Genomic DNA, 24,710 nt, shown 5'->3' with positions numbered 1-24,710 from the left:
GTTTCATGAAGTAGACTTTCAATGGAGTTTGTTGATGCTTTCGCAGGTGTCAAAAAGATCCGGTCACTTTCGCACACTTTCAACTGTGCAGCGACTTCTTGATGTTGAAGGAATCGCAATGTTTCAGTGAATTGTGCAGTGACTCAGGTCGACTCTGATTTGATTGAATCCCACATTAGATTCCCACCGACGTACCAGTTCCCAATTCCTCACACGTCATAAAACTCGCAGTGGTCTTAGTACCTAAAGGGTAACGCCATGAGTTCCCACAGTTCACATCACCGGAAACATTCTGAGATCTCTCCCTTTGCCCCTGCAGCAAACGATCTACTTAAGGTCCGGTCGCGACGATGGTTTCTGCAAACGGGATTAGCAGGATTTGGTGGGCTCTCATTGGCATCCATCAAGAAGCTTCAAGCGGAATCACAGATCGAGAAACCCGATCGCGACCGGAAAGCTGTCATCCTGTTCTGGCTTTCTGGTGGCCCCAGTCAGATCGACATGTGGGACCCCAAACCACTTGCTCCTCCGGAAATTCGCAGCCCGTTCCCAGATATCTCTACCAAGATCCCCGGAGTCTCCTTCACGGAACATCTACCGTTGCAAGCATCGATTGCCGACAAGTTGTCAGTCATTCGTTCCGTCGATTGCTCCGCGAGTAACCACACGCCAATTACGATGCAAGCCGGAAATCCACTGGCACGAAGAACGAATGATGGAAAAGATGGGGCCGGATACCCGTCGATGGGATCGATCACCGCAAAATTCAAAGGGGCGAATGACCCCGATATGCCTGCGTTTGTCGGGCTTGCTAATTCCTGGGCAGCCGATGTCTGGGAAGCGGGAAACATGGGGCGTGAATTCTCTCCCGTGAAAGGTTTGGAACTCGCTGGCAAATTCAAAATGCCCGCTGGTTTTGAGGCCTCACGCCTTACGGAACGGGCCCAGTTGCGGCAGCATTTCAACAAGATGCGATCAGGCCTTGATCGCGATGGAGTCATGGACCAGTTCGATCAACATACTCAGTCCGCATACGAAATGATGCTCTCGGGAAAAGTCGAAGCCGCATTCGATTTATCGAAAGAGAGCGATGAAACCAAAGACCTCTACGGTCGGGAAAGTGTTGGTCAGAAAGCGTTACAGGCCCGCCGGCTTGTTGAATCGGGAGTGACTTTTGTACTCGTCAGTGGAGCGTGGGGGTACTTTGATCACCATGGGGACAACGTTCGCTGGGGCGGAATCGAGAAGGGACTGAAACCACTCATCCCACGTGTTGATCGAGCGCTCTATGCTTTGGTGACGGACTTGGAACAACGTGGATTACTTGATGACACTCTCGTCATGATGATGGGAGAATTCGGTCGCTCACCAGTCATCAATAAAGAAGCGGGTCGTGATCACTGGACGAGCGTGATGTCGATGGTCATGGCAGGCGGTGGCTTGCAGCATGGTCAGACAATAGGCTCCACAGACCGCCGCGGTGGATCGGTCTTAACGAGTCCCGTCCGACCGCAAGACTTGGCAGCCACAACATTTCAACACCTTGGGATTGATCTGGGGGCTCACTGGATTGATCATCAGGGACGACCCATTCCAATTATCACCGAAGGTGGTCAGCCAATTCCAGAATTGGTCTGACGCTGAAATTCATCCCATGTTGACCAGGCCGTAAAAAGAGTGGCTTTGCTTCAGTCTTGACGCTGCTCATTTCACAGCTTAGGCTGAATTCATCGCTCAATGCGCCTGATGCAATCGGGCCGACCGGGTGGACATTGTCTGTGAGCAGTCTCTGCAATGCAAATTCTGAGAGACTCACAGGACTCCTCTTCTCTGGTGTCCACCGTTTCAGGTAAGTGATGTACTTGCAGGATTCGTTGGCTCATCAAGCAATCAATTGATTGAGGTGCGAGATGTCTGTCGGTGCGATTGAGTTGCTCTTTGTCATTATCTGTTTCGCTATTTCGATTCCGGTCTGGCTTATGAGAGGGCCGAGATGGATTGCGATCATCCCGTTTTTTTTTCTGGTCGCGATGCTCACTACGCCTGCAGATGTCGTCAGCCTGTTGCTCGTCGGGGTTCCAAATGCCGTGGTCGGCGTGGCTCTTTATCAAACGGCAACCCGCTCCAGATCAAGTCAAGTATCTTGATTTTGAAAGTCTGGAAAAGACCTCTGAGTTCCTGCGGGAGAATGTTGCTTGTCCAGACGGAAGAACCTCTCTGGTCGCGTTTTCACTCCCAAGGGATTCAAGGCCAGTCTGTCGCATCAAAAATCTCTTTCGTGCTTGCTCGCATGTTTTCTTTCTTCGTGTCAGAATGCCAATTCCTTGGATTTGAAATCTGTTGAGAAAGTGAGGCGAGAATGAATGCATTGACAGCTGAGGTCATCGGGACTGCACTTCTGATCCTCTTCGGGAACGGTGTTGTCGCCAATGTTGTGTTAGCGAGAACAAAAGGAAACGATTCGGGGTGGATTGTCATCAGTGCTGGCTGGGGTGTCGCAGTTTTTATTGGGGCGTTTTGTGCCGCGGATTTCAGTGGGGCACATCTCAATCCAGCTGTCACTGTGGCAATGGCCGTCGCCGGAAAGCTCGCAATTGGAGAAGCTGTCGGATACATCATTGCGCAGTTTCTGGGAGCCATCCTGGGGGCCGCGTTGGTTTATTGTTTTTATCACGAGCATTTCAATGTGACTGAAGATGCCGACGCGAAGCTCGCCTGTTTCTGCACCTCTCCCGCTATTCGCAATTTGCCTCAGGCGTTCTTCTGTGAAGTTGTCGGAACGTTCGCACTTATACTTCCCATTTTTCTGATGGCGGTCCCCAGCCTGATTCATGGAGACGCACCAGCAGAGACCGATCCTCGTTTAGGGTTAGGAGCGTTAGGACTGTTGCCCGTTGGGATGCTTGTCTTCGGGATCGGGCTGTCATTAGGTGGGACCACAGGTTACGCCATCAATCCAGCTCGCGATCTTGGGCCGAGACTGGTTCACGCATTGCTACCCATTCAAGGGAAACGGGACAGCGATTGGAATTACTCCTGGGTTCCCGTTGTCGGTCCGCTCGTGGGTGGAGCACTTGCAGCTGCAGTCTATTTGGCGATCGCTTAGAGCATCTTTCAAATTGGTTTTCAGTGTCGATATCGCCCTCGGTGAGTCATCGGGGGAGGAAAACGACAAACCAGGATGCAGCGAGATTACTGCAGACCAATCGTGATCATGTCCGAATAATCAGTGATCACTGTGACTTGGCTCTGCCGAGATTATTGTAAATGTCACTGTTTGAAGCGAGGTTGAGCTTCTAAGTCGACAGACAATTCTTGTTAAACCTTGTAGGTTCTGGGATTTGTGTCTAAAATGGGTAACCCTCGCCTAGTGTGAGGGAAACGAGCATATGAGCGTTTCAAGTCTCTTGTAGACTCGAATAGTCATGTGTTCAAAGTAATCCTCAGGCCTGTTTGCCTGCGGAATGTCATCGCTGGAAATTTTCCAGTTCAAGTGAATCAGTATTGTCATTGGAGGAATGAATCGAATGGGTGTTAAGAAATCAGGCAAAGGTCGCCGGAAGCTAGGTCGAAAAAAACGCCGTATGCGTGCAAAAATTCGACACAGAAAGTAAATTTCGACTGCTGAGCGAGAAGTCACTCTGGTGGCTGGTCTCCTCTTCGGAGGAAATAAAGTCCGTATAGGCATCTTGCTCATCGCTACTTGACAGGGAATCCTGATTGTTCAGGATTGTCTGGCGTGGTGATGTGCGCAGATTGTTGAGTGTTCTGTGCGTTGTTTCGCGGGTGTTCTTGGCAATTTGGTAGTGATTTTTGGTGGACAACTGCCTTGAATCTGCATGGCACTTCTTTTGAAAACTGGACGGTTTGATTAAGAGTGAGTTGGTAGGTTGTCATAGACATCTCTTCATGAGTCATTGGAAAACTGGAGAGAGTTTCTTTCGCATCTTGTTTGGCGAGGACCGGAATCAAACAACGTGATTCAATTGCAGTGTCAGCAACTTGCACTGAATCTGCGAATGTAGTCGGGAGACTATTAGACTCATCGTCTCTCAAAAAAACGGAAAAGTGATCTCCATATTTGTAATCCCCGGAGGATCACTGACAGTTTTGAAGTTTGTTCACGTTTCGAATCTTCTCGACATGAGAGCGGCAAGCTCATCGATAATCAGAAGATTCTGTCGGTAAGTATTTTATGTCATCGTAATTTTAAAGAAATCGCTTCCCACAATCTCACAACATCTAAAAAAAGAGACATGAGCAAATCGACCGACGTACGGGTAGTCGACGCTGCAATCAGCTTTGACGAACACCCATTTCGTACTCCCCTGAAATTCGGCGGGAGAGTCATGGACAAGCATCGAGTCATTAACGTTCAGGTTACGGTTGAGACTCGAGGTGGAAAGCACGCGATCGGCTTAGGTAGCATGCCGGTTGGCAACGTCTGGGCATGGCCTTCTCAAGAGGTCACTCCTGATCAGGCTGAAAAAGCCATGGAGGAATACGCCTCGCGAGTTGTTCGGCTCACAGACATTCTCGACGAATTTGGTCATCCGATCGATATCATCTTTCACGTTGCTGCGGAATACCCTCACCAGGCAAAGGTTGTTTCGAAACTTCTTGGTCTTCCCGAACCTCTTCCAGAGCTTGCACAGCTCGTTGCTGCCAGCCCACTTGATGCCGCATTACACGACGCATTCGGCAAAGCAAACGGCGTGAATTCCTATAACGCATTGTCATCGGAATTCATGAATCATGATCTTTCGGAATATCTCGATGACCAGTTTGCAGGTGAATACCTGGATCAGTACACACTGAGAACACCTAAAGAGCGTTTGCCGCTGTACCATCTGGTCGGTGCGATCGATCCTCTGACGGATGCAGATGTCACAACTCGAATTGATGACAAGTTTCCTGAGACTCTTTCTGAATGGATTGCAGCGGACGGATTAACTCACCTGAAAATCAAACTCAACGGCGATGACATCGACTGGGATGTTCAACGAGTTTTGGATATCGACAAAGTCAGTGGAGAGGCCCAGGCATCGCGCGGTTGTAGCGAGTGGTTCTACTCAACGGACTTCAATGAGAAATGTGAGAACGTTGAGTACGTTCTTGAGTTCTTGAAGCGGATCCAGGAGCAATCTCCAGCCGCATACGACCGCATTCAATATATTGAACAACCAACGCATCGTGATTTGAAGTCACATCCTGACAACAAAATGCACGAAGCGGCAAAGCTAAAACCGGTTGTGATTGATGAATCTCTCGTCGATTACGAAGCACTTCTGTTAGCTCGAGAACAAGGGTATAGCGGAGTCGCTCTGAAAGCTTGCAAAGGGCACACCGAGGCTCTGTTTGCTGCCGCTGCTGCTCAGAAGTTTGACATGTTCTTGTGTGTGCAGGACTTAACCTGTCTGGGATTTGCGTTTCTCCATTCAGCCAGCTTGGCAGCTCGCGTTCCAGGTGTGACGGCAATCGAAGGAAACGGTCGACAGTATTGTCCGAACGCTAATAAAGTCTGGGCACATCAGTTCCCATCAATGTTCGATATTACCGATGGTTCGGTAGGAACAAGCGTTCTGACCGGTCCTGGCTTGGGCTTCTAGGTCGCTTTTACGTTGGTGTACCTATTTTGTTTAGAGCAGTTAGTTCTGCCAGATTCTCGTGAAGAACACGTTTCTCTGATGAAAATGCTGTTCTCCACGAGGCGGAGCCTGAAGACTAATTCGAAAGATGCTCTAGCTTGAATGAATCACTTCACTGATATCGATCAGATGAAGCTGCCGGCCTTGGTTTTGATAAGGCGAATCGATGCAAACGTATTGGCTATTGGGACTAAAGCGGGGGTGAGTATCCACTCGCCATTCTCCCGTGTATTCTTTGGGCAGGTGGAATTTTCCGATGTCGATCCTCTTGCCCGACTCGACATGATAAAGATGCGGAATTTGCATTCGCTCGGCCCCTTTGGGGTATGTGTCATTTAAGATCCACTCATTCCCCGGCAGATAACTCAGGTGTCCCCCACCATCGAGAACTCCGTGTCCGATCTCTTCAAGAATGCCATTGTCTTTGTCTTCGAACAAGAAGTCGCCCCAGTTCGAATTGCCTAGATAGTTCTTAGACTGAGAGAGAATGTGCTGAGGGTCTCGCCAGATAAAGTGTGAGGCGTAGCCGTTCGGGATGACCACGCGGATATCTGATCCGTCAGGTTTTGCCGTGATCAGGCGGGTGAGCCGGCTGCCATTTGGGTATCGCCAGCGATGAAGAGCAATAAATCGTTCACCATTCGGACTAAATAATAAGTGATTAAAATAGTGTTTGATGCCTGGCTGTGCTTTGGGGATTTCACCAATCTTAGCGATGTCAGCAAGCGAGATGATCAGCTTGGATTCTCCGGTCTCTAAATCGACACGGAAAATTCCAGTTTCTTCAGGAGCCAAATCGTCCGTAAAAGGATCTTTCAATCCAGTGTAACCATAGCCCGGTCGAACATCAGCGATTCGGCGGAAATCTGGCGTGACTGCGGTTTTACCATCGGGGCTGACAGAGTAGATCGGATGCGGAATCGTTCGGCCATTTCCTGTTTCGACATCAAGAATTCGGCAAACGAAACGGTCTCCGTCTCGGTCGTTCCAGAGGATTTTACTTTTTTCACCAGGGATCCATTGGAGCATACATCCCTGTTGCCAGTTCCAAGCGATCGACTGATCAAGTTCCGTCCAACGATCATTGTCTTCAAGATCGATCAGACCAATTTTAATGATATCGTCCGCTTCTGGTGAGCGATGTTCGAAGGGGACCTCCATTCCCAAGACGAACCGACTGCTGGGGTCGAATTGTAGTTTGTCGTAGTACCCAAACCAGTGATGTCGCGGGCCTTTTGTGATGACCCGCGTCGGTGGGTATTGAGATGGCTTATCGGCAGTGAGAGCAGGTCGCCCAGCGGCAGACAGCGCCGCACTTGCAAGTCCAAGTTGAAGGAACCCTCGTCGGTTCACATGAAACATCGTCGATCCTACTCTGAGGTTTCAAAAAATTATGGTTTCACACCGGAAATTTTGAGGTCGCTCGGAAATAGATGCAACCCAAGGTCACTATCATGACTTCACAAGCTGCTCGCCACTGGGCAGTCTCCGTGTATCAATTCGCGAACTGCCTTCGTCGGTTCATGAATCATATTTTGTTAAGTGACTTTGTCAGAGATAAATGACTACCCCATCTCAAGGCCTGTCATGGTTCCGGTGGCTGTCTTCCACTGATCAGTCTCTATTCCAAGATTCTGTAGCAAGCTAACGTACATGTTTGGTAGCGGGTAGTTGTTTCTCTGGTCAAACGCCAAGTGTTGACCATGCTTGAATCCTCCGCCTGCGAGCAACACGGGCATGTTTCGATTATCGTGGTTCGAGCCGTTACCCAGGTTGCTCGTCATGAAGACGGATGTTTGATCAAGCAGGCTATGACCATTCTCCTCAATGGAATTCAGGTCACGCATAAAGTCTCCCCAAGCACCAATGATCGCCTGCTCAACGAGAGCGAGTTGCTCAAGCTTCTCTTCGTCACGGCCATGGTGGCTTAGCGCGTGGTATCCTTCTCTCACTCCTTCGAGTGGAACAACGCCTCCTGATCCACCGAGGTGGTACGTGATGAATCGCGTCGAATCCGTTTGCAGCGCGAGTCGGACCATGTCGGTCATGAGACGCTGATATCCGACGAAATCGTTGGGGTTTTTAATGTCGACAGGTTTTTGGTAATCGACTTTGGGCTTTGATCGCATCGCCCATTCTTCCGATGCTGCCATCCGGTTTTCCAGATCACGAACACTCGTTAAATATTCATCGAGTCGATTTTGATCACCCTTGCCGAGCTTTTTCGCGAGCCGCTTCGAATCGTCACGGACCAAGTCCATGATGCTGCGACCTTCTTGAAGCCGATGGGCCTGTCGTTGCTGTTCTGCCGGAGAATCGTCGATAAATAGTTGGCTGAAGAGTTTGGAAGGAGAGTCCTGTGCAGGAATCATCGAACCGTTTTCAGTGTATGAGGGACTGTTCGTGCCTCGACTAGCTAATACGAGTGAAGGAAACCGGGTGTGATGCCCCAGATGTTTCGCCATGAATTGATCGAGTGAGACAGTATTCTTTGCCTGTCCGCCTGATCCCATTGGTTGCGCGGAAAGAATACTCGCTTCCGCGCGGTGGCCTCCAGAGACATCAGGGTGTGAAGAACCAGAGACAACAGTAAATTTGTCCCGGAGATCCTGAACCTGTTTCAGATACAGACTTGTTTTGTAGTCTTTGCCGGATTCTTTCGGGTTCAGATTCTCACCAAGAAGCCCCAGTCCCAGCGTCATCGCGACGAACCGTTTAGGTGGAGTGTTCTCAGCGGAAGTTGCAAATGCGCGTTGCATTGCCGAAAGCCAAGGCAGTGACAATGCGACGCCAGCACCTTTCAAAACAGTACGGCGATTAAGTTGTTGACCTTTGTTGAAATAAATACGGTGACTCATTTTGTTAACCTTTTCGATTCATAAAACCTGAAGGAATGATTTCACGAGAGCCTGTTCAAAAACCTCTGGGATAGTCGCTTTTCTCAACGCTTGAGAGAGCAGTTTCAAGTTTCAGGATCAGTTCTAAAGTGTAATGGTCTCAAGTTGAACTTACGTCGAACTTACTTTGTGCGGAACAATTCGCTGGCAGCCACTTCTTCTATGATTGAGCGAAGGCCATAGTTGTTTTTGCTTGTTCGGGTAACAACTTCTTCGATCTCAGTCCGGTCAGCGAATGTGACCGGTGCCCCTGTTCCGTAACTAACCAGTTTCTTCGCGACGTTTTCTGCTAACTCTGCAGGTTTCGCTGCAACGATGGAGCGAAACTGTTTGATATCTTTAAATTTCTCTCCACTTGGTAACTCGTGGCTTGCATCAATCGGGGTTCCGGGAACTCTCTTCCGCCCCTTGATCTTGATGTATCTTTCACGCCATCGGCCAGCTGGATCGAAGTTCTCCAGAGCAAATCCAGGAGGATCGATATTGACGTGACAGGATGCACAGGCAGTGTTGGATTTGTGCTTTTCAAGCATCTCCCGAATCGTTTTCGCTCCGCGGATGTCCGGTTCGATCGCCGCAACTCCGGCAGGCGGAGGCGGAATTTCAACACCCAGCAGGCGTTCGGAAACCCAAACCCCCCGAAGAACTGGAGACGTTGTCGTTCCATTTGCGGTGACTTTCATAATTGATCCATGTGTCAGGAGTCCACCACGGTGATCTTCGGGTTTGAGTGAGACTCGCTGCATCTGGTCACTTGAGACGTTTTTAATTCCATAAAACCGAGCAAGTCTCTCGTTTAAGTATGTGTACTTCGAGTCGATCAGCAGACTGACGCTCAGGTTTTTGCGAATCATTTCCTCAAGGTACGTTTCTGTTTCAGCAAGCATTGACTGCTGAACGATGACGTCAAATCCCGGATACAAACGACGATCGGGAGTGGTGAAATCGATTTCACTGAGATCCAGCCACTGTGCTGCAAAGTCTTTAACGAAAGTCTTTCCTTGTGGCTCATTTAACATGCGGCGTACCTGCCGACGAATCTCATCTTGTGAGCTCAGAATTTTGCTTTCTGCAAGCTTGAGAAGTTCCTCATCTGGCGGAGCATTCCACAGGAAGTAACTCAATCGGGATGCTAAGGCATAGTCATCGAGTTGTCCGGGGGGCTCTTCAAAATACAAAAACCTTGGAGAGCACAAGAGTGCCCGATAGCCAGTCCTGAGTGCTGCGAGCAATGGTGTTTTTGCATCGAGTTCGTTGAACACCAAGTCGATGAAAGGCTGGACATCCTCTTTGTTAATGGGGCGACGAAATGCCCGTTCAGCAAATCGAAGCATCAGTCGTTTTGCATCAGCTTTGTGGTTCGTCGACTGCAGCTGGGCTTGCTGCCAGTCCTTCCCCTTCGCTTTGACCTTCAGATCGCCGAAGAGAGTCTCACGGATCCCCTCATCGTCTAATCCGTAATGGATCTCTTCCATGACGATGCTCTCCATGGCGACCCCAGGAAGATTTTGCGGTCCACCTTCTCCAGTGCCAACTTGTCCTCCCTGAAATCTTCCCATTTTGAGAGTGTCATCTCCGGGGCGGACTTCGAGCATGCTGCCTCGTGGAAGCCATGTTTCAAAGGTCCATTCCTGAACTCGATCAGTCGCTTCCAAGGCTCCTACCCAATTCAGAAGAGGCGCGCTCGACACACATTTTCCAGTTCGGACGGTGCACCAGACCCCATGATCTTTCGGAGTATTGAGTGATTTGGCCCGAATCGTGAATCGGTACCAGCCATCTTTTCGGGCTGTTGTCGCGGGGATTCGGCCATAGAAAATTAAACGTGAAGACCACGTCACTGCAAAGTCGTCGATGAGTTCAGGTTCACGTGTCCGTCGTTTGGGATTTTTCCTGACCAGGCCCTTTGCATCAAATTTCTTCTTGAATAATTGATCATTGAGGATCGCTCGTTGAAACGCGTTATCGAGAGCGGCGTCAACAACTTTCAGGTGTTCTTCGAGTTGAAAATGCGACATCGGCTGACCATTCGCAACCGTTGTGAATCCTGCTGTTCGCTGTTCCTCTGGCATCAGGCTTTCAAGCGGGATGTCTACGCCGAGTAATTGATGCAGAGACCGTTCCAACTGGAGGTTCGTCAATCGTCGACCTTGCACGCGTCCTATTTTGCTCCAACGTTCTTTCTGGAAATCGTTGAGCCACTTTCCCGATTGGTTGAGAAACGTCTTCAGTTCCGCCCCAGTGATATCATGACTCTCTTTGGGGGGCATCTCACCGTTATGAACTCGATCGAAAATTCGAATCCAGCGATCGAGTGTTGCCTGATTCTCAAGTTGGCCGTTGAGTTTCGTGAGATCAAGCCCTGCCTCTGCCGCCTCCCCTTCATGGCAAGCGACGCAATGGTTCTCGACAAACTTTCCCATTTCGCCAGGAAGCTTGGGAGAATCTGCAGCGATGACTGAATGACAGTGGCAGGAAACAAACCAGACACTCATCAATAAAATCTTCATTGAAGAATTCATCATACACATGAAACTATCAAGGGAAGTGAGGATGTCGATTCTACCAAAAAAATCGAATCGGCGTGGTTAATTGTGGTTAAACAGCTCAGGGCAGGTTCAAACGGAGGGACTTTCTCAGTCTCTGTGAATATGGCTCGGTAAATATGGGATCTACGAGACAGAGAAATTTCGTGGTGGGGGGACTTCGATCACTTCCGTGGCGGGGAAGGGAGATCGTCGTTGATATTACACTTATTACATTGAGGCTAAATTCAGAGTCAGCGTAGCAGGCACGACTACATTTGCTCTACAGGTCGATGAGATCTTTCCTCTCATCTCAACAGCTTCGTGTCATTGCTTTACTAATCAGATGAATTTGAAGGTGCCGTTATTCATTATTTTACCCAGAATGGATTGAATTCTCAAACCGGATCAACCGCAATTGCGATAACCCCTTTTCACTGTTGTTGTTATACGCCTGATAGTTTTCGTGGATTGCCGCCATTCCTGGCTGCAATTTTGAGAAAACTGACTTTTGCCCGGATGCAGTCTTTTAACACCCCTGAGAAGAATTCCACTGTTGAGCGGGGCTTTAAGGAAGAACTCTTCCTCCTTCATCGGTTTCTCGACCGAAACTACGGGTGGCGATCTGCAGGTCGCTCTCACCATGATAGCCCGCATCGGTGAGGAGAGCCCGTTAGATCTGTTTCTAACGGGCTTTTCCTTTTTATGCATTCTTAAAGTTCGTCGTGTCTGTGGAAGAGAACTTCGCTCTCATGAATTCAGAGACTGCTCGCGACGAGGCAGAAAAAAAACAAGATAGGATTTGCTCTCGATTTCCACGCGTTACTTGTGATGCTCGGAGTTTCTTCTGAAGGAATTCTCTTTTTCACCGGCAGAGCGAGCAGGAGTTGGATTCCTCTGATCCAAAATCGAGAGACTCACTTTGTGCCGTCATACAGTTCTGTTCGGAAGACAGATGTCTGGCGTTCCAGGTATTCTGCCTTCGACATGGCTGGGCTGCTTTTGTCCAAGATTCCTTTTGCCTTAGCGGCATCGTTGCTGAGTAAGTCAACAGCCATCATGGCGAGCGTTTTGGCAGGGGCGATGTATCCACGTTCATGGTCGGCGATGCACCAGTCAATCTGGTGATGAGCTCCTGCGGCGCCGGTCATCATTGGATGTAAAACTGGCATGATTTGACTGAGGTCACCAGCATCGGTTGACCCGCCACTGTGAGGGTAGTCTCGATAGTTCTCTTCGCCCAAAACGGCTCCTGCCGTGTCGCGGAAGATCTCTGCGAGTTCTGGGTCGTTACGGAGCGGCAGGTTTCCAGGAACGGTTTCGATTTCAACCTTGCAGCCCATCGCCATTGCAGCGCCACGCAACGCGCGATCAACTTTATGGGAAGCGTCGAGAATTGCATCAGGCGTCTTCGCGCGAACATATGTCTCCATGCAAACTTCCGCCGGGATAATGTTTACGAGATCACCACCCTTTGTGATGATGGGATGTACGCGGACGCAATCCTGATCTCGAAACGTTTCTCGCTGCGCGTTGATCGCGCTCAAGGCAAGTTGTGCTGCGCAAAGGGCGTTTACTCCACGTTCGGGAAAGATTCCAGCGTGAGATGCCTTCCCCAGAAAGCGAATGTTCTTGGCGAGAAAACCGTTCGAAGAAGGGGCAATTCCCATGCTGCCTTCGCTCACCACGGGGCTGGTTGAATGGATCATGACCGCCATGTCGATATCATCAAAGTGCCCAAGTTTGATGAGCTCCTGCTTGCCGGTCAGGAAGGTGTTTTTTCCTTCCTTGACGAGTCCGACCCGGTAGTTGATCTCAACATACTCTTCTGCGGGGACGGCGAAAAATACGATATTTCCTGCAAGGTGTTCAGCAATCCCGGTCTCTGTGAGCGCCATAGCGGCCCCCATCAATCCTGCGATTTGTGCATTATGCCCACATGCGTGAGCCGCACCGGAAGTCGGGTCCGCTCGTGGGTGGTCGGGGACTTGTAATGCGTCTAACTCTCCCATGAGAGCGATTGTTGGCCCCTCTTTCGCCCCTCGCAGCACAGCTTTGACTCCCGTGATCGCGAGACCGTCTTCGAATGAGAGGCCGACTTGATCGAAAGTTTGTTTCACTCGCTCGGCGGTTTGTGTTTCCTTGAATCCTAACTCTGGCGTATCCATGATTGATTCGCCAATGTTGATGATGTCCTCCCTCCGCCGGTCGATCGCTGTGCAAACTTCGGATTTCCAAGTTGTAGACTTTGTCATCATCTTCAAGTCCTGATGGATCTGCCTTTGGAGGACATGTTCATTTTCATGTTCATGTTCCGTGAACCGGTTAAGTATGAAGAAGGATAAGAGAATGTGAACGGTGAACACAATTCATCAAACACTCCTCCTCTTCCAAACTTTGTGGAATGCCTGATAATTTGTATCCGGGTGATAAGAGTTCTGTTTCAATAACGAAACCCTGCTTCTTCTTTCAGGATGTTGTCAAAACTGGAGACAGGATGCGGCAACAGAAAGGGAAACCGCAAGAGGGGACGGCAACAGAGGGGAAATGTTGGGGCAGGTCGTCAGGGCGTGTGATCAAGGAGCGTTCTTAAGTGCAGTTCGACGCAGTCGGCAAGTACAGGAACATTGTACCCCCCTTCAAGGACGCTGATCAAGCGGCCATCGCAGTACTCATTGGCGACGTCCTGCACCATCTTTGTGAGCGGTGCATAGTCTTCGGTTTCCAGTCCCAGCGAGCCGATTGGGTCAGCGTGGTGGGCGTCAAACCCTGCACTCAGCAAGACCAGTTCCGGACGACAGCGGGATGCTGCATGATCCAACAGTGTGCTGAACCTTTCGAAGTACTCCTTGCGACTCACTCCAAATTCAAGCGGCAGGTTGAAGGTCGTTCCAAGTCCATCGCCTTCTCCTGTTTCACTTGCAGTACCTGTGCCGGGAAAGAGAGGCGAACGGTGAACAGAGAGGTAATAGACATCATGGTCACGGTAAAAAAGATGTTGCGTCCCGTTTCCGTGATGGACGTCCCAGTCCACGATGAGAATGCGATGCAGGAGGTGATGCTCTCTCGCATGAATGGCTCCGATGGCGATGTTATTGAACAGGCAGAATCCCATCGCCATCGTTGGTAGCGCGTGGTGACCAGGAGGTCGCACTAAGCAGACCGCCTGTCGTCCAACACCTTTCATAACGGCGTCCACCGCCTCAATAACAGTCCCCACTGCAGCACGCGCCGTTTCAAATGACTGTTGACTCACGAACGTGTCGTTCTCGATCCATCCGCCTCCTGCCTCTGCAAATTTTTTCAACTGGTGAATGTAACCACCATGATGTGCAAGCTGGAGTTGCTCCTCAGTTGCAGGAATGATTTGCTGTCTTTCGAATTGCTGGATGAGATCGGTCGATTGAAGATGTGCGCTAAGATGTCGCAGTCTCGCTGGGCATTCTGGATGTGACTCACTTCCGTGATTCAGGAAACAGTCATCCATGTAAAGAAGTGATGGCACTGAAACTCAACTTTTAAAGAGGAATTGAGACGAGATACTGATCGGACTACTTGGCAACAGGCCTTGCTGAGACGCCTTCTTCGCTGTCAGCACTCTTCGCAGGCTGTAAAGTTCGTTGCAGATAAACAATGCCCTCTGATCGTTCAGTGACCTCGAACCCCGCTTTTTTTAACGTCATCAGCATTCTGCGGTTGTCCCAGTCTGTTTCTGCTACGATTCGCTTCAATCCCCAGGATTGTCCAATTTCAACACAGTAGTTAGTGAGTTGTGAACCGAGCTTCTGATTTTGCCATTGATCGGCCACCAGAATGGCGTATTCAGCCTTCTCGTGGTCCGAATCGGTGACTAAGCGACCGATGCCAATAATCTTTCGCTCACCGTGCTCTTCGATTTCAGCGACGATCGCCATTTCACGGTCGTAGTCGATAAAACAAAATCGAGATGCGATGCTGTGCGATGGATTTCGGACGAGTAATCGAAATCGTGAATGAATGGACTCATCCGAGCAGGCGGCAGCCATCGCCTGCCACATCGGTTCGTCTTCTGGGCGGATTGGACGAAGCTGAATCGATCGACCATCCTTGAGTTGTGCATCACGGATATACTGCTCGGGATACGGACGGATTGCCAGATGACTATACTGGCGAAGTGAGCGACTTGCCGCATCATCGTCAATGACTGCTCGTGCATCGAGCGCCATAATTCCGTTTTCTGTCGCTACCAGTGGATTGATATCGAACTCTTTAATCTCAGGCGATTCTGCGACGAGATATGAGAATCGAATGATTGTTTGGATCAGCTGGTTCATGTCGACGCCTGGTCGACCTCGATAACCTTGCAGGAGTGGCCACGACTTCAGTGATTCCAGCATTCGCCAAGTGAGTCTTTCGTTCAGTGGTGGCAGCTCGAGCACACGGTCACCAAAGCATTCTGCGGCTGTTCCGCCGGTTCCGATCATGATCACAGATCCAAAAGTGGGGTCTTGCTTTGTTCCGAGGATCAACTCGACTCCATGGCCCCGTTTAAACATTGGCTGAACCGTGACACCTGCGACTTTTGCCTCTGGTGCAAGTCGTTTCGCGTTCGCAATAATTTCGGCATATCCTCGTTTTACGTCGTCATCATGAAGGAGATTCAGCATGACACCACCCACGTCGGTTTTGTGTGTAATGTCGTGAGAAAAGACTTTCAACACGACTGGGTAACCGACTTCGTTGGCGTGTCGGACAGCGTGCCTTGGTGAACTCGCAATCAGAGTTCGTGTCGTCGGGATTCCATACCGCTTCAAGATTGACTTTGAGTCAGCTTCCGACAAGATCCGTTGTCCCTGTTTCGAGCGTCGACGGAGGAAACGCGAAATCAGGTTGGTGAGAGGAGGTTTCCAGTCCTCGCTGAGTCGACTGATCGAAGAGCTTTTCGAATGATTCAAATTATGAGACCGAGCCGGAAAAATGATCGGCATCTCTTGCGGGGTTTCGTACAGCAACTTGCGATTTTGACCATAGGCCGCCAAGTGCATAAACGCTCGGACTGCGTGCTCCGGTCTGGGGTAAGTTGCAACCCCGCCGGCATTGAGGATTCGTTCTCCCTCTTCGATCATGGCTCCCCCCATCCAGACTGCGAGCACGGGCTTAATTGAGCCTTGAGCGACTGTGACCACAGCTCTCGCAATTGCAGTCGGATCTGTCATTGCCTGCGGAGTCAGCACGACAAGTACCGCGTCAACTTGTTGATCACTCAGGATCGGGCGCAGTGTTTTAGTGAATCGGTCGGCTGTGGCGTCGCCGAGGATGTCGACGGGATTTTCCTTTGACCAGTACGCCGGAAGATGGGAGTCCAGTTTCTGAATGACTTCATCTGAAAGTTTCGCGAGGACACCACCGCGAGCGATCAGGGCATCGGTAGCAATCACGCCAGGTCCTCCAGCGTTCGTCACAATTGCCAACCGTGGTCCTCGCGGAGGGGCGTAACGTGCAAGCAGTTCCGCGGTGTCGAACAATTCGTCAATCTCGAAAGCGCGTTCGATTCCCGCTCGTTTAAAAGCAGCATCATAGACATCGTCCGCGCCTGCCATGGCTCCGGTATGAGAGCTGGCAGCTTTCGCAGACTCAGTAAATCGTCCCGATTTAAATGCGACGATGGGATTCGTTCGAGTGAAAGCTCGCGCGGCAGACATGAAGGACCTCGCTTCCGTAATGGACTCGACATAGAGAATCATCGATTTCGTATGAAGGTCGTTCGCAAAGTAGTCAATCAGATCAGCAACGCCGACATCGACCATATTGCCGATGGAGACAAAGTGGGAGAATCCAATGCCTTCTTTTTCAGCCCAGTCCAGAATCGCAGTACATAACGCACCGGATTGAGAAATCAATGCAACACTCCCGGGACGAGGCATCGAAGCTGCAAAACTGGCATTCAATTTTCGATGCGGTGCGATGACACCAAGGCAGTTTGGTCCAATGATTCGGAGGTTATATTCTGACTTCGCTTCACGAATTTGATCTTCCAGCGATCTGCCTGCCTCGCCCGCTTCTTTGAATCCTGCGGACAGAATGATCATTCCTCCGACACCGGCACGGCCACATTGATGGACAAGGTCCAGCACCGAAGCTGCTGGAGTGCAGACAATCACGAGATCTGGGACATGCGGTAACGCTGCGATGCTCGGGTAGGCGTGAACTCCCTGTACTGACTCGCGTTTATTGTTCACTGGGTAGACAACGCCATCGTAGCCTGTCCCAATCAAATTCTGCAAAACGCTGTAACCAACTTTCGATCGTTTATCACTCGCTCCGATGACGGCAATTCGTTTGGGAGAAAAAATCTTGTCAAGAAAATGAACAGGCATCAAGTGAGTCCAAAGCTGGTTGGTGAGTACGTCGCTTCAAAATTTGCGGGAAGAGAAGTTTTACTTCCATCCACGTTGAGAGCCCTGTGGAGTTCTCAATCTGTTGAGTATGTGCGTTATCACACAACGATTGCCAGTTCACAAAGTACAAAGTTGAGCAGGCAGCCAGAATCGAGTGTGCGGAATATTCCCCGCGCATACTTCAACCAAAAGCGAGCGGCACACCTGTGCGGGGCAGTTTTGCGCATCACTGATAAGAAGTGACGGGCGTTCCAGGCGAAGAAAGAGTGAACAACAATACTGAAGTCGATCGTGGGCACTGATATGGTCTGTGCCAACTCGACCGGTATGCTTGTGAATGGTCGAGCAGAGTTGAGCGACAATCTTTGACTTCGGTCGTCGTCTCTGTCTGGCAGGCAATTGTCGTTGAAAAGTCAGCTCAGCGATCAGAGCCTCTTGGCTGATTGAGTCTGCATGTGAAGAGATATGAAGGATTGAATGGAAAATTTCGCAACTTTTATTGACTCACCAGAAATCGTGGTTACTATTCATCGTAAATTGACGATAGAAGGTTAAGAGGCTCAGATGTCCACAGGAAAGCAACGTCAGCAAAAGTGTGATTCGCGGCCGGTCAAATTACCGGTTGACGAGAGCGCAGACGTATTGGCGAAATTGGCTTGGGCAGTGGCGCATCCGGCTCGTGTACGAATCATTCGATTGTTGATTAATCGAGAGGCGTGTGTCTGTGGTGAAATTGTTTCGGAACTGCCGCTTGCTCAGTCCACGGTCTCTCAGCATCTGAAAATCTTGAAGGATTCCGGCCTCATTCAAGGCGAGATTGACGGTCCTAAAGTCTGCTACTTCATCAATCGAGAGAAGCTTGCAGAGTTAAAGGGGTTGATCTCGGACTTGTGATTTTTTTTAACGATATCTATCGTGATTCGACGATGAACGATAGGTGTAAGAGGAGGAAGTGAGAAATGAGTAAAATTCAAATCTATGATCCTGCAATGTGTTGTTCGAGCGGTGTTTGTGGCCCTCAGGTTGACCCCGTATTGCCCCGTTTCGCCAGCGATTTAGAATGGCTGAAGTCGAAAGGCCACCAAGTCGAGCGATTTAATCTTGGCCAGCAGCCTGCAGAATACGCTAGTAATCCAACCGTTCAGCAGTTGTTGCAGGCAGAAGGGGTTGACTGCTTGCCGCTAGTCCTGGTGGATGGTCGGGTGATGAGTCGTAGCGAGTATCCGACACGCGAGAATCTCGCATTGTGGACAGGAACGCAATTGAAAGCTTCCGCTTTGCCAGTTGTTTCAGACGAGGCTGGAGACTGCTGCGGCAGCTCTGGCTGCTGTTGAGGTACTGTCATGAAGCATCTCAAACATCCGACTCGCATTCTGTTCTTCACCGGTAAAGGTGGCGTTGGCAAAACGACGATGGCTTGCGCGACCGCAGTGCAACTCGCAGACCAAGGGAAACGGGTGCTGCTCGTTTCCACTGATCCGGCGTCCAATCTGCACGATGTGCTGGCGACACAGATCGGGAATTCTCCAACGCCGATTACTAATGTGCCCGGTCTCTCCGCGATGAATATTGATCCGGCTGAATCGGCCCGAGCCTATCGGGAACGTATGATCGGTCCGTATCGCGGAGTACTGCCTGAGGCTGCTGTCGCCAGTATGGAAGAGCAGCTTTCTGGCTCCTGCACTCTGGAGATCGCCGCGTTTGATGAGTTCTCCCGTCTTCTCGGAGATGAAGCGTCGACGACTGATTTTGATCACGTCATCTTTGACACTGCACCGACAGGTCACACATTGCGATTGCTAACGCTTCCGTCTGCCTGGTCCGGTTTCATGGAGACGAATACTACGGGAACGTCCTGCCTGGGACCTCTCGCGGGTTTACAGGATCAGCAGAAAATTTATCAACAGTCGGTCGCAATGCTGTCCGATGAGAAAAGCACGACACTGGTACTGGTGACGCGCCCCGATGCCTCGGCGTTGAAGGAGGCAGCTCGCACCAGTCGCGATCTCCGTCAACTGGGTGTTGATAATCAGCAGCTGATCGTGAATGGTCTGTTCGTAGCTACGGATAAAAGTGATCCATTGGCGCTGACAATGGAAACACGTTTTGCGAGGGTATTAAACGACATGCCCGACGAACTCGCAGATTTGCCACGCAGCGATGTCCCTTTGACAGCGGGAAATGTGCTCGGTATTGAATTGCTACGAATGATTGGCTCGGACGAGGCGGCAATCACCTCCACTACTGAAGAGTCGCAAGCAGTCGATTCGACGCTCCCCGGTCTCGAATCATTACTGGCTGACTTAGAAGCTCCGGGGCATGGGGTTATTCTTTCTATGGGCAAAGGTGGTGTTGGCAAGACGACAGTGGCAGCAAGTGTTGCAGTCGCTCTAGCTGACAGAGGCCACGAAGTGCATCTCTCGACAACTGACCCGGCTGCCCACGTCATGGCGACGCTGGCAGCTGAGTCGATGCCGCATCTGACAGTCAGCCGAATTGATCCGGTTCAAGAGACTGCGGACTACACCGCTGAGGTGATGCAGACTGCAGGAGCCGGACTGGATGATGCTGGGCGTGCCTTGCTCGAAGAAGACTTGCGTTCCCCCTGCACGGAAGAGATTGCCGTGTTCCGTGCCTTCGCCCAAGCTGTGGCGGAAGGAACGGATCGTTTTGTAGTCCTCGACACTGCTCCGACCGGCCATACAATCCTGCTGCTCGATTCAGCTCTGGCTTATCACCGTGAAGTCAGTCGGCAATCGATGGAGATGTCGGAATCAGTGCAAAATCTTTTGCCCCGATTGCGGGACCCCGAGTTCACGCGCGTTCTGATTGTGACCCTTCCCGAGGCGACTCCTGTCCACGAAGCGACTCAGTTGCAAACAGACCTGCGGCGTGCTGAGATCGAACCGTTCGCCTGGGTTGTGAACCAAAGCCTCACACCGCTTGCTGTGACTGATCCAGTCTTAAAGCAGAGACGGGCTGGTGAATGGCCGTTTATCACGGAAATCCGAGACGTTCAGTCGCAACGGAGTGCAGTAATCCCGATGCTCACGGAACCTCCAGTTGGCATCGACCTCTTAAGGGAGATGACATCGCTGCAGGTTTCCGAGAGTGGAACCAATTCGAACTGATCAGAAGTTGAAATTCGCAGAATGCGATAATACCTAACAGGAGTTGACTGATGTCTAAAACTCAAGTTCTTTTTCTCTGTACTGGAAACTCCTGCCGCAGCCAGATGGCTGAAGGATGGGCGAGACTTTTGCATAGAGATAAAATCGACGTGTACTCAGCCGGGATCGAAGCTCACGGCATGAACCCGAATGCCGTGAAAGTGATGGCAGAAGCCGGAGTCGACATTTCCGGGCAATCTTCAAAGCTGGCAAGTTCACTGGAAGATATTCCACTGGATGTGGTCATCACAGTCTGCGGCCACGCCGATGAAAACTGCCCAGGGTTTCTGGGGAAAGCTCGTGTTGTTCACGTCGGGTTTGATGATCCTCCTAAACTGGCGAAGGAGGCAGCAAGCGAAGAAGAAGCACTCGACCACTACCGACGTGTTCGAGACGAAATTCGCGATTTCGTCACCAACGACTTACTTAAGACGACCGAGTCTGCGTCTTGATGTACGATTGCTCCGCATCAATCAATGCCCTCGATTTGATTTTTCAAAACGAGGGCATTTTCTTTTGTAGGGTGATTTCGGAGACGGTGTGATGAGGGGCTCAAGTCTGGCGGAACTGGATTTGATCGGCGATTTGTTGGACGACTGACTTAGCGGCGTCAGGTTTTCCGAGCTTGCGCATGTTTTGGCTCATCGAGTCTTGCAATTCTGACGAGGCAATAATGTTGCTCAGTTCGTTTCTGAGATGAGTTGCAAAAGTCTCCGCGTTGTTGCTTTGGTGGACAATGACCGCTGCCTTGTTGGTGGAGTAATACAGAGCATTCTTTTCTTGATGATCGCGTGCAGAGTTTGGATAGGGGACCAGCAATGCTGGTTTCCCTAAGACTGCCAACTCAGCCAACGTCGTGGCTCCCGCTCTGCTGACCACGAAGGTCGATTGGTTGAGAACCTCTTCAATGTTTGTGAAAAACTGGGAGACCACCGCCGAAATCGCGGCGGCGTTGTAGGCTCGTTCAATATTCTCGTTCTCAGTTGATCCGGTTTGATGAAAGATCGTCCAGCCTTTGAAGAGTTCCGGAGATTGCTCAACGAGTGATTGCATTGCAGCGTTGATTGCGACTGCTCCCTGACTTCCCCCTAACACTGTCAGTGTGCGGGAAGCAGTGGAGGAGCGGCACTCTGAAAGCGTCAGGATTGATTTCCTGACCGGATTCCCCGTTTCGACGCAGGCACGTTTCGACGAAAAATGAAAATGTTGCGCAGTTTCCGGGTAACTTGTGCAGATTCGACTTGAGAATCGAGAGAGTAAAACGTTGGCACTTCCGGGGATTGTGTTTTGCTCCATCAGCAGGATCGGTCGCCTGAGGCTTCTAGCTGCCAGAATGCCAGGGAGACTTCCGTAGCCTCCGAGTCCGATGACGATCGTGGGGGCAAACTCTTTGATGACTTTTCGGGCTTGTCGAAACGCAGAAAGTAAAACTCGCGACTCCCGGATTGGATGTCGTTTCAGCTTGCCAAGCGGGGAAGAGGGGATGTGAACTGTTTCAATTTCAATATTCTGGTTGACGAGCAGACTCGTTTCGATTTGCTTCCCGGTTGTTGTAAAAAGAAACCGACACCCAAGACCGAACCGCTCAATCAATTCTTCACAGACCGCCAAGGCAGGGAAGAGATGACCTCCGCTCCCGCCTCCGCAAAAAAGAAACGAAAATTCAGGCGGCTGAATTGGCAGAGAATTCGTGTTCAAGGTTCTCTTCTTTGTGATGTTGTTCTTCCGGAGTTAAAGTGACTTCCGTGTTGCGAATTTTTGTCAAGCTCACAATGAGTCCGAGCGCTGAGACCGTTGTTACCAGATTGCTCCCACCATAACTAATCAATGGATGCGAAATTCCTTTAGGTGGGACCATTGCGGTCACCACTGCCACGTTCAGGGCAGCCTGCAACACGAGTTGCGTGAGAAGCGTTGTGGCTGCGACTGAAGCAAAACCGGTTTGAGATGACTGTCGAATCAAGTTGAGACCACTCAGGTAAAGTCCTGCCCACAAGACAATGATGCCCAGAGTTCCGATCAGTCCAAGTTCTTCTCCGATCACAGCGAAGATGAAGTCGGTGTTCGCCTCTGGTAAGAAACTCAGCTTTTGCCAACCTTTGCCTAATCCAGTCCCCTGAATTCCGCCCACTCCGAGGGTCGTCAATGATTGCCGAACTTGATAAGGAGCTTCCTCGGGGGATGTCCAGGTTTGTATGAACCCACGAATTCGCGCGAGTTGATAGGGTTTGAGAGCAATCGCACTCAAACCAAGTGGAGCCAATGCGATCGCGGACAGAAAGAAAAAACGAAGGGGGAGGCGACTGAAGAACAGTGCCAGCGCAGAAGTAATCAATAAAAACAATGTCGTCCCCAGGTCTGGTTCGATGAGCACCAAACTTAGCGGCAATCCGATGATGGCAAGAAGCTGAAGGTAGGGAAACAGACCTGTTTCACGTGATTCCCCGCTGCGAAGAAATCTCATCCGGCACACCATAAGCGGAAGCGTAATCTTGGCAATTTCTGAGGGTTGTATCGAAATCGAACCGATTCTGATCCACCGTTGCGCTCCGTTCACTTTGTGCCCCAGTCCAGGGATCAGGACAGCGATCAACAAAGCAACGCTTACGAGATAAAGGATTGGTGAAAGTCGATGCCAGAAACGAGCCGGTATTTGAGAAGCAATTCCGCCGCAAAGTAATGCGATGCTTAAGAAGATGACATGCTTTGAAAGATAGAGCTGTTCAACATTTGCTGACTGAGTCGACATGCTCGCGCTGTAGACCATGAGCGTTCCAATCGCCAGCAGCATGCCAGCGAAGGCGAGAAAGAGATTCGAAGAGAGGTCCTCTGAGTCCAGCATCGGCGTCGAGTCAAAGACTAACTGGTGTCATCGCAGCTTGTAGACATAACACAGCGAAACATTGTTGGCGATTCTTCGCTTCTTCGTTTTATCGTCATTCGAAACGCTCGACTCCCTCCATCTCGACTTCTGTTCGTTCATCCGCACAAGTGGTTCAACTTAACTTATCGGCTTAAGTCGAAATCCCGATTCAAAAAGCATCAGTGATCAATAGAACCGAGAATTCTGCCCGATCTCGACCGGCGAGTCTGACCGATATCAACTCTTGAGAACGCTTTGAGCCTTGTGAGTCGGCACTCTTCCTGGCTGGCAAAATTCTAGTAGATGAGGTCATCATGAAGACGCTGCTTTTCTCCTGTCTTGCCGTACTGACACTCAATTCCTGTTTCCAATCGTCCGCTGAAGCCCAAAGTGTCTGGTACACCGATTTTGAAGCGGCACAAAAAGTTGCTCAGTCGACGAATCGGCCGATCCTCATTCATTTTCATGCTCATTGGTGTAATCCGTGTAAGCAAATGGAGAGCCAGGTTTTCCCCTCAAGACAGGTTCAGCAGCAGCTTCAACAATCTGTCGTCGCTGTGAAAATCAACTCTGAACACAACCCTAAACTGACATCTCGTTTTGGGGTCACCAGCCTGCCAACGGATCTGTTTATTGAGCCGTCCGGAAAAGAGATTATGCAATCAGTCGGATATCGAGGTGTCAACGATTACGTCCAACTGGTCATGCGAGCTCGAACACGCTACACGGATATCCTTGCACTGCGAAATGCTACACCGGCAATGAATCCGAATGAGTCGTTGTCTCAGAAAGACCAACCGGTTAAGCCAGCCTCTGTGTCCGGCTTGATGCTTGAAGGGTATTGCCCGGTGACATTGTGGAAGTCTCGTCGCTGGGAGAAGGGAAGCCAGCAGTTCGAGGCTCAGTACAAGGGGCAGCAATATCGATTTGTCAGCGCTGAAGCACTGAAGCGTTTCAAGGAATCTCCCGGACGCTATGTGCCGCAGTTCCTGGGGTGTGATCCAGTCGTTGTCTGGGAGACTGATCGTGCAGTTGCAGGAGATATTGGCTTCGGCGCATTTTATGACGAACGACTCTACCTGTTCACATCAAATGAGAATCGCCAACGATTCAAGTCAGCACCAGACAATTTCATCAAGACGCAGGTGGTACTGCATGTCGATCAAATCGAAAGCGTTGTTCGATAATTCCCGTCGGTCTTTCTGGAATGTCAGCGAGGAGCTTCAAGGT

Annotated in this window: 17 protein-coding genes; 9 read left to right on the top strand and 8 right to left on the bottom strand. The window is 50.4% G+C overall.

Features of this window, described 5'->3' with window-relative positions; genetic code table 11:
- Positions 1-258 precede the first annotated feature (258 nt).
- The 4 genes from Mal48_RS10520 (at position 259) to Mal48_RS10505 (ending at position 5,609) form a co-directional block, all read left to right on the top strand.
- Positions 259-1,638, top strand: coding sequence for a DUF1501 domain-containing protein (locus Mal48_RS10520; protein WP_145198726.1), 1,380 nt, complete (start codon positions 259-261; stop codon positions 1,636-1,638).
- A gap of 272 nt (positions 1,639-1,910) precedes the next feature.
- Entirely contained in the window at positions 1,911-2,147 is a 237-nt protein-coding gene (locus Mal48_RS10515; protein WP_145198724.1) for a hypothetical protein, read from the top strand.
- Between the two features lie 212 nt (positions 2,148-2,359).
- Positions 2,360-3,106 carry an MIP/aquaporin family protein gene (locus tag Mal48_RS10510; protein WP_145198722.1) on the top strand — a complete coding sequence of 249 codons (747 nt, stop codon included), beginning with the start codon at positions 2,360-2,362 and terminating at the stop codon, positions 3,104-3,106.
- A 1,150-nt stretch (positions 3,107-4,256) separates the two neighbouring features.
- On the top strand, positions 4,257-5,609 hold the full coding sequence (locus Mal48_RS10505) for an enolase C-terminal domain-like protein (RefSeq protein ID WP_145198720.1): 1,353 nt from the start codon (positions 4,257-4,259) through the stop codon (positions 5,607-5,609).
- Positions 5,610-5,741: 132 nt separating this feature from the next.
- Here Mal48_RS10505 and Mal48_RS10500 read toward each other — a convergent pair whose 3' ends face one another.
- The 6 genes from Mal48_RS10500 to Mal48_RS10475 all read right to left on the bottom strand — a co-directional run bounded on the left by Mal48_RS10500 (position 5,742) and on the right by Mal48_RS10475 (position 17,426).
- A complete protein-coding gene (locus Mal48_RS10500) occupies positions 5,742-7,010 on the bottom strand; it encodes a hypothetical protein (RefSeq protein ID WP_145198718.1) in 1,269 nt (422 codons plus the stop codon).
- Between the two features lie 203 nt (positions 7,011-7,213).
- Positions 7,214-8,506 carry a DUF1552 domain-containing protein gene (locus Mal48_RS10495; RefSeq protein WP_145198716.1) on the bottom strand — a complete coding sequence of 431 codons (1,293 nt, stop codon included), beginning with the start codon at positions 8,504-8,506 and terminating at the stop codon, positions 7,214-7,216.
- Positions 8,507-8,667: 161 nt separating this feature from the next.
- On the bottom strand, positions 8,668-11,055 hold the full coding sequence (locus Mal48_RS10490; RefSeq protein WP_197442238.1) for a DUF1592 domain-containing protein: 2,388 nt from the start codon (positions 11,053-11,055) through the stop codon (positions 8,668-8,670).
- Positions 11,056-11,987: 932 nt separating this feature from the next.
- Positions 11,988-13,328 carry an amidohydrolase gene (locus tag Mal48_RS10485; protein WP_197442237.1) on the bottom strand — a complete coding sequence of 447 codons (1,341 nt, stop codon included), beginning with the start codon at positions 13,326-13,328 and terminating at the stop codon, positions 11,988-11,990.
- A 305-nt stretch (positions 13,329-13,633) separates the two neighbouring features.
- A complete protein-coding gene (locus Mal48_RS10480) occupies positions 13,634-14,575 on the bottom strand; it encodes a histone deacetylase family protein (RefSeq protein ID WP_231739982.1) in 942 nt (313 codons plus the stop codon).
- Between the two features lie 46 nt (positions 14,576-14,621).
- The gene (locus Mal48_RS10475; protein WP_145198714.1) at positions 14,622-17,426 is read right to left on the bottom strand and encodes a bifunctional acetate--CoA ligase family protein/GNAT family N-acetyltransferase; all 2,805 of its coding nucleotides are present in this window, start codon (positions 17,424-17,426) and stop codon (positions 14,622-14,624) included.
- Between the two features lie 585 nt (positions 17,427-18,011).
- On the opposite strand from Mal48_RS10475, the gene Mal48_RS10470 reads away from it, so the two are divergent.
- From Mal48_RS10470 to Mal48_RS10455, 4 genes are all read left to right on the top strand, one after another.
- Entirely contained in the window at positions 18,012-18,341 is a 330-nt protein-coding gene (locus tag Mal48_RS10470; protein WP_145198712.1) for an ArsR/SmtB family transcription factor, read from the top strand.
- 65 nt (positions 18,342-18,406) lie between these two features.
- A complete protein-coding gene (gene arsD / locus Mal48_RS10465) occupies positions 18,407-18,781 on the top strand; it encodes an arsenite efflux transporter metallochaperone ArsD (protein ID WP_145198710.1) in 375 nt (124 codons plus the stop codon).
- Positions 18,782-18,790: 9 nt separating this feature from the next.
- Positions 18,791-20,578, top strand: a complete 1,788-nt coding sequence (gene arsA / locus Mal48_RS10460) for an arsenical pump-driving ATPase (protein ID WP_145198708.1) — start codon at positions 18,791-18,793, stop codon at positions 20,576-20,578.
- A 50-nt stretch (positions 20,579-20,628) separates the two neighbouring features.
- Complete coding sequence (locus Mal48_RS10455) at positions 20,629-21,069, top strand: arsenate reductase ArsC (RefSeq protein ID WP_145198706.1); 441 nt, start codon at positions 20,629-20,631, stop codon at positions 21,067-21,069.
- Positions 21,070-21,169: 100 nt separating this feature from the next.
- On the opposite strand, the gene murG is transcribed toward Mal48_RS10455, so the two are convergent.
- Both murG and Mal48_RS10445 read right to left on the bottom strand, forming a co-directional pair.
- The gene (gene murG, locus Mal48_RS10450; RefSeq protein WP_197442236.1) at positions 21,170-22,315 is read right to left on the bottom strand and encodes an undecaprenyldiphospho-muramoylpentapeptide beta-N-acetylglucosaminyltransferase; all 1,146 of its coding nucleotides are present in this window, start codon (positions 22,313-22,315) and stop codon (positions 21,170-21,172) included.
- On the bottom strand, positions 22,281-23,459 hold the full coding sequence (locus Mal48_RS10445; protein ID WP_145198702.1) for an FtsW/RodA/SpoVE family cell cycle protein: 1,179 nt from the start codon (positions 23,457-23,459) through the stop codon (positions 22,281-22,283). Before Mal48_RS10445 ends, murG begins: the two co-directional genes overlap by 35 nt.
- Positions 23,460-23,794: 335 nt before the next feature.
- On the opposite strand from Mal48_RS10445, the gene Mal48_RS10440 reads away from it, so the two are divergent.
- Positions 23,795-24,667 carry a thioredoxin family protein gene (locus Mal48_RS10440; protein ID WP_145198700.1) on the top strand — a complete coding sequence of 291 codons (873 nt, stop codon included), beginning with the start codon at positions 23,795-23,797 and terminating at the stop codon, positions 24,665-24,667.
- Positions 24,668-24,710: the final 43 nt, after the last annotated feature.

This window comes from Thalassoglobus polymorphus, assembly GCF_007744255.1.
In the GTDB taxonomy this organism is placed as follows: Bacteria; Planctomycetota; Planctomycetia; order Planctomycetales; family Planctomycetaceae; genus Thalassoglobus; species Thalassoglobus polymorphus.
The sequence above is the reverse complement of the archived record's forward strand: the minus strand, read 5'-3'. Positions and strand labels throughout refer to the sequence as shown.

What these genes read in the sequence shown, in the direction of transcription:
- Mal48_RS10520 (WP_145198726.1), top strand. Translation starts at nt 259, where the DNA reads ATGAGTTCCCACAGTTCACATCACCGGAAACATTCTGAGATCTCTCCC.
- Mal48_RS10515 (WP_145198724.1), top strand. Translation starts at nt 1,911, where the DNA reads ATGTCTGTCGGTGCGATTGAGTTGCTCTTTGTCATTATCTGTTTCGCT.
- Mal48_RS10510 (WP_145198722.1), top strand. Translation starts at nt 2,360, where the DNA reads ATGAATGCATTGACAGCTGAGGTCATCGGGACTGCACTTCTGATCCTC.
- Mal48_RS10505 (WP_145198720.1), top strand. Translation starts at nt 4,257, where the DNA reads ATGAGCAAATCGACCGACGTACGGGTAGTCGACGCTGCAATCAGCTTT.
- Mal48_RS10500 (WP_145198718.1), bottom strand. Translation starts at nt 7,010, where the DNA reads ATGTTTCATGTGAACCGACGAGGGTTCCTTCAACTTGGACTTGCAAGT.
- Mal48_RS10495 (WP_145198716.1), bottom strand. Translation starts at nt 8,506, where the DNA reads ATGAGTCACCGTATTTATTTCAACAAAGGTCAACAACTTAATCGCCGT.
- Mal48_RS10490 (WP_197442238.1), bottom strand. Translation starts at nt 11,055, where the DNA reads ATGAAGATTTTATTGATGAGTGTCTGGTTTGTTTCCTGCCACTGTCAT.
- Mal48_RS10485 (WP_197442237.1), bottom strand. Translation starts at nt 13,328, where the DNA reads ATGATGACAAAGTCTACAACTTGGAAATCCGAAGTTTGCACAGCGATC.
- Mal48_RS10475 (WP_145198714.1), bottom strand. Translation starts at nt 17,426, where the DNA reads ATGCCTGTTCATTTTCTTGACAAGATTTTTTCTCCCAAACGAATTGCC.
- Mal48_RS10470 (WP_145198712.1), top strand. Translation starts at nt 18,012, where the DNA reads ATGTCCACAGGAAAGCAACGTCAGCAAAAGTGTGATTCGCGGCCGGTC.
- arsD (WP_145198710.1), top strand. Translation starts at nt 18,407, where the DNA reads ATGAGTAAAATTCAAATCTATGATCCTGCAATGTGTTGTTCGAGCGGT.
- arsA (WP_145198708.1), top strand. Translation starts at nt 18,791, where the DNA reads ATGAAGCATCTCAAACATCCGACTCGCATTCTGTTCTTCACCGGTAAA.
- Mal48_RS10455 (WP_145198706.1), top strand. Translation starts at nt 20,629, where the DNA reads ATGTCTAAAACTCAAGTTCTTTTTCTCTGTACTGGAAACTCCTGCCGC.
- Mal48_RS10445 (WP_145198702.1), bottom strand. Translation starts at nt 23,459, where the DNA reads ATGCTGGACTCAGAGGACCTCTCTTCGAATCTCTTTCTCGCCTTCGCT.
- Mal48_RS10440 (WP_145198700.1), top strand. Translation starts at nt 23,795, where the DNA reads ATGAAGACGCTGCTTTTCTCCTGTCTTGCCGTACTGACACTCAATTCC.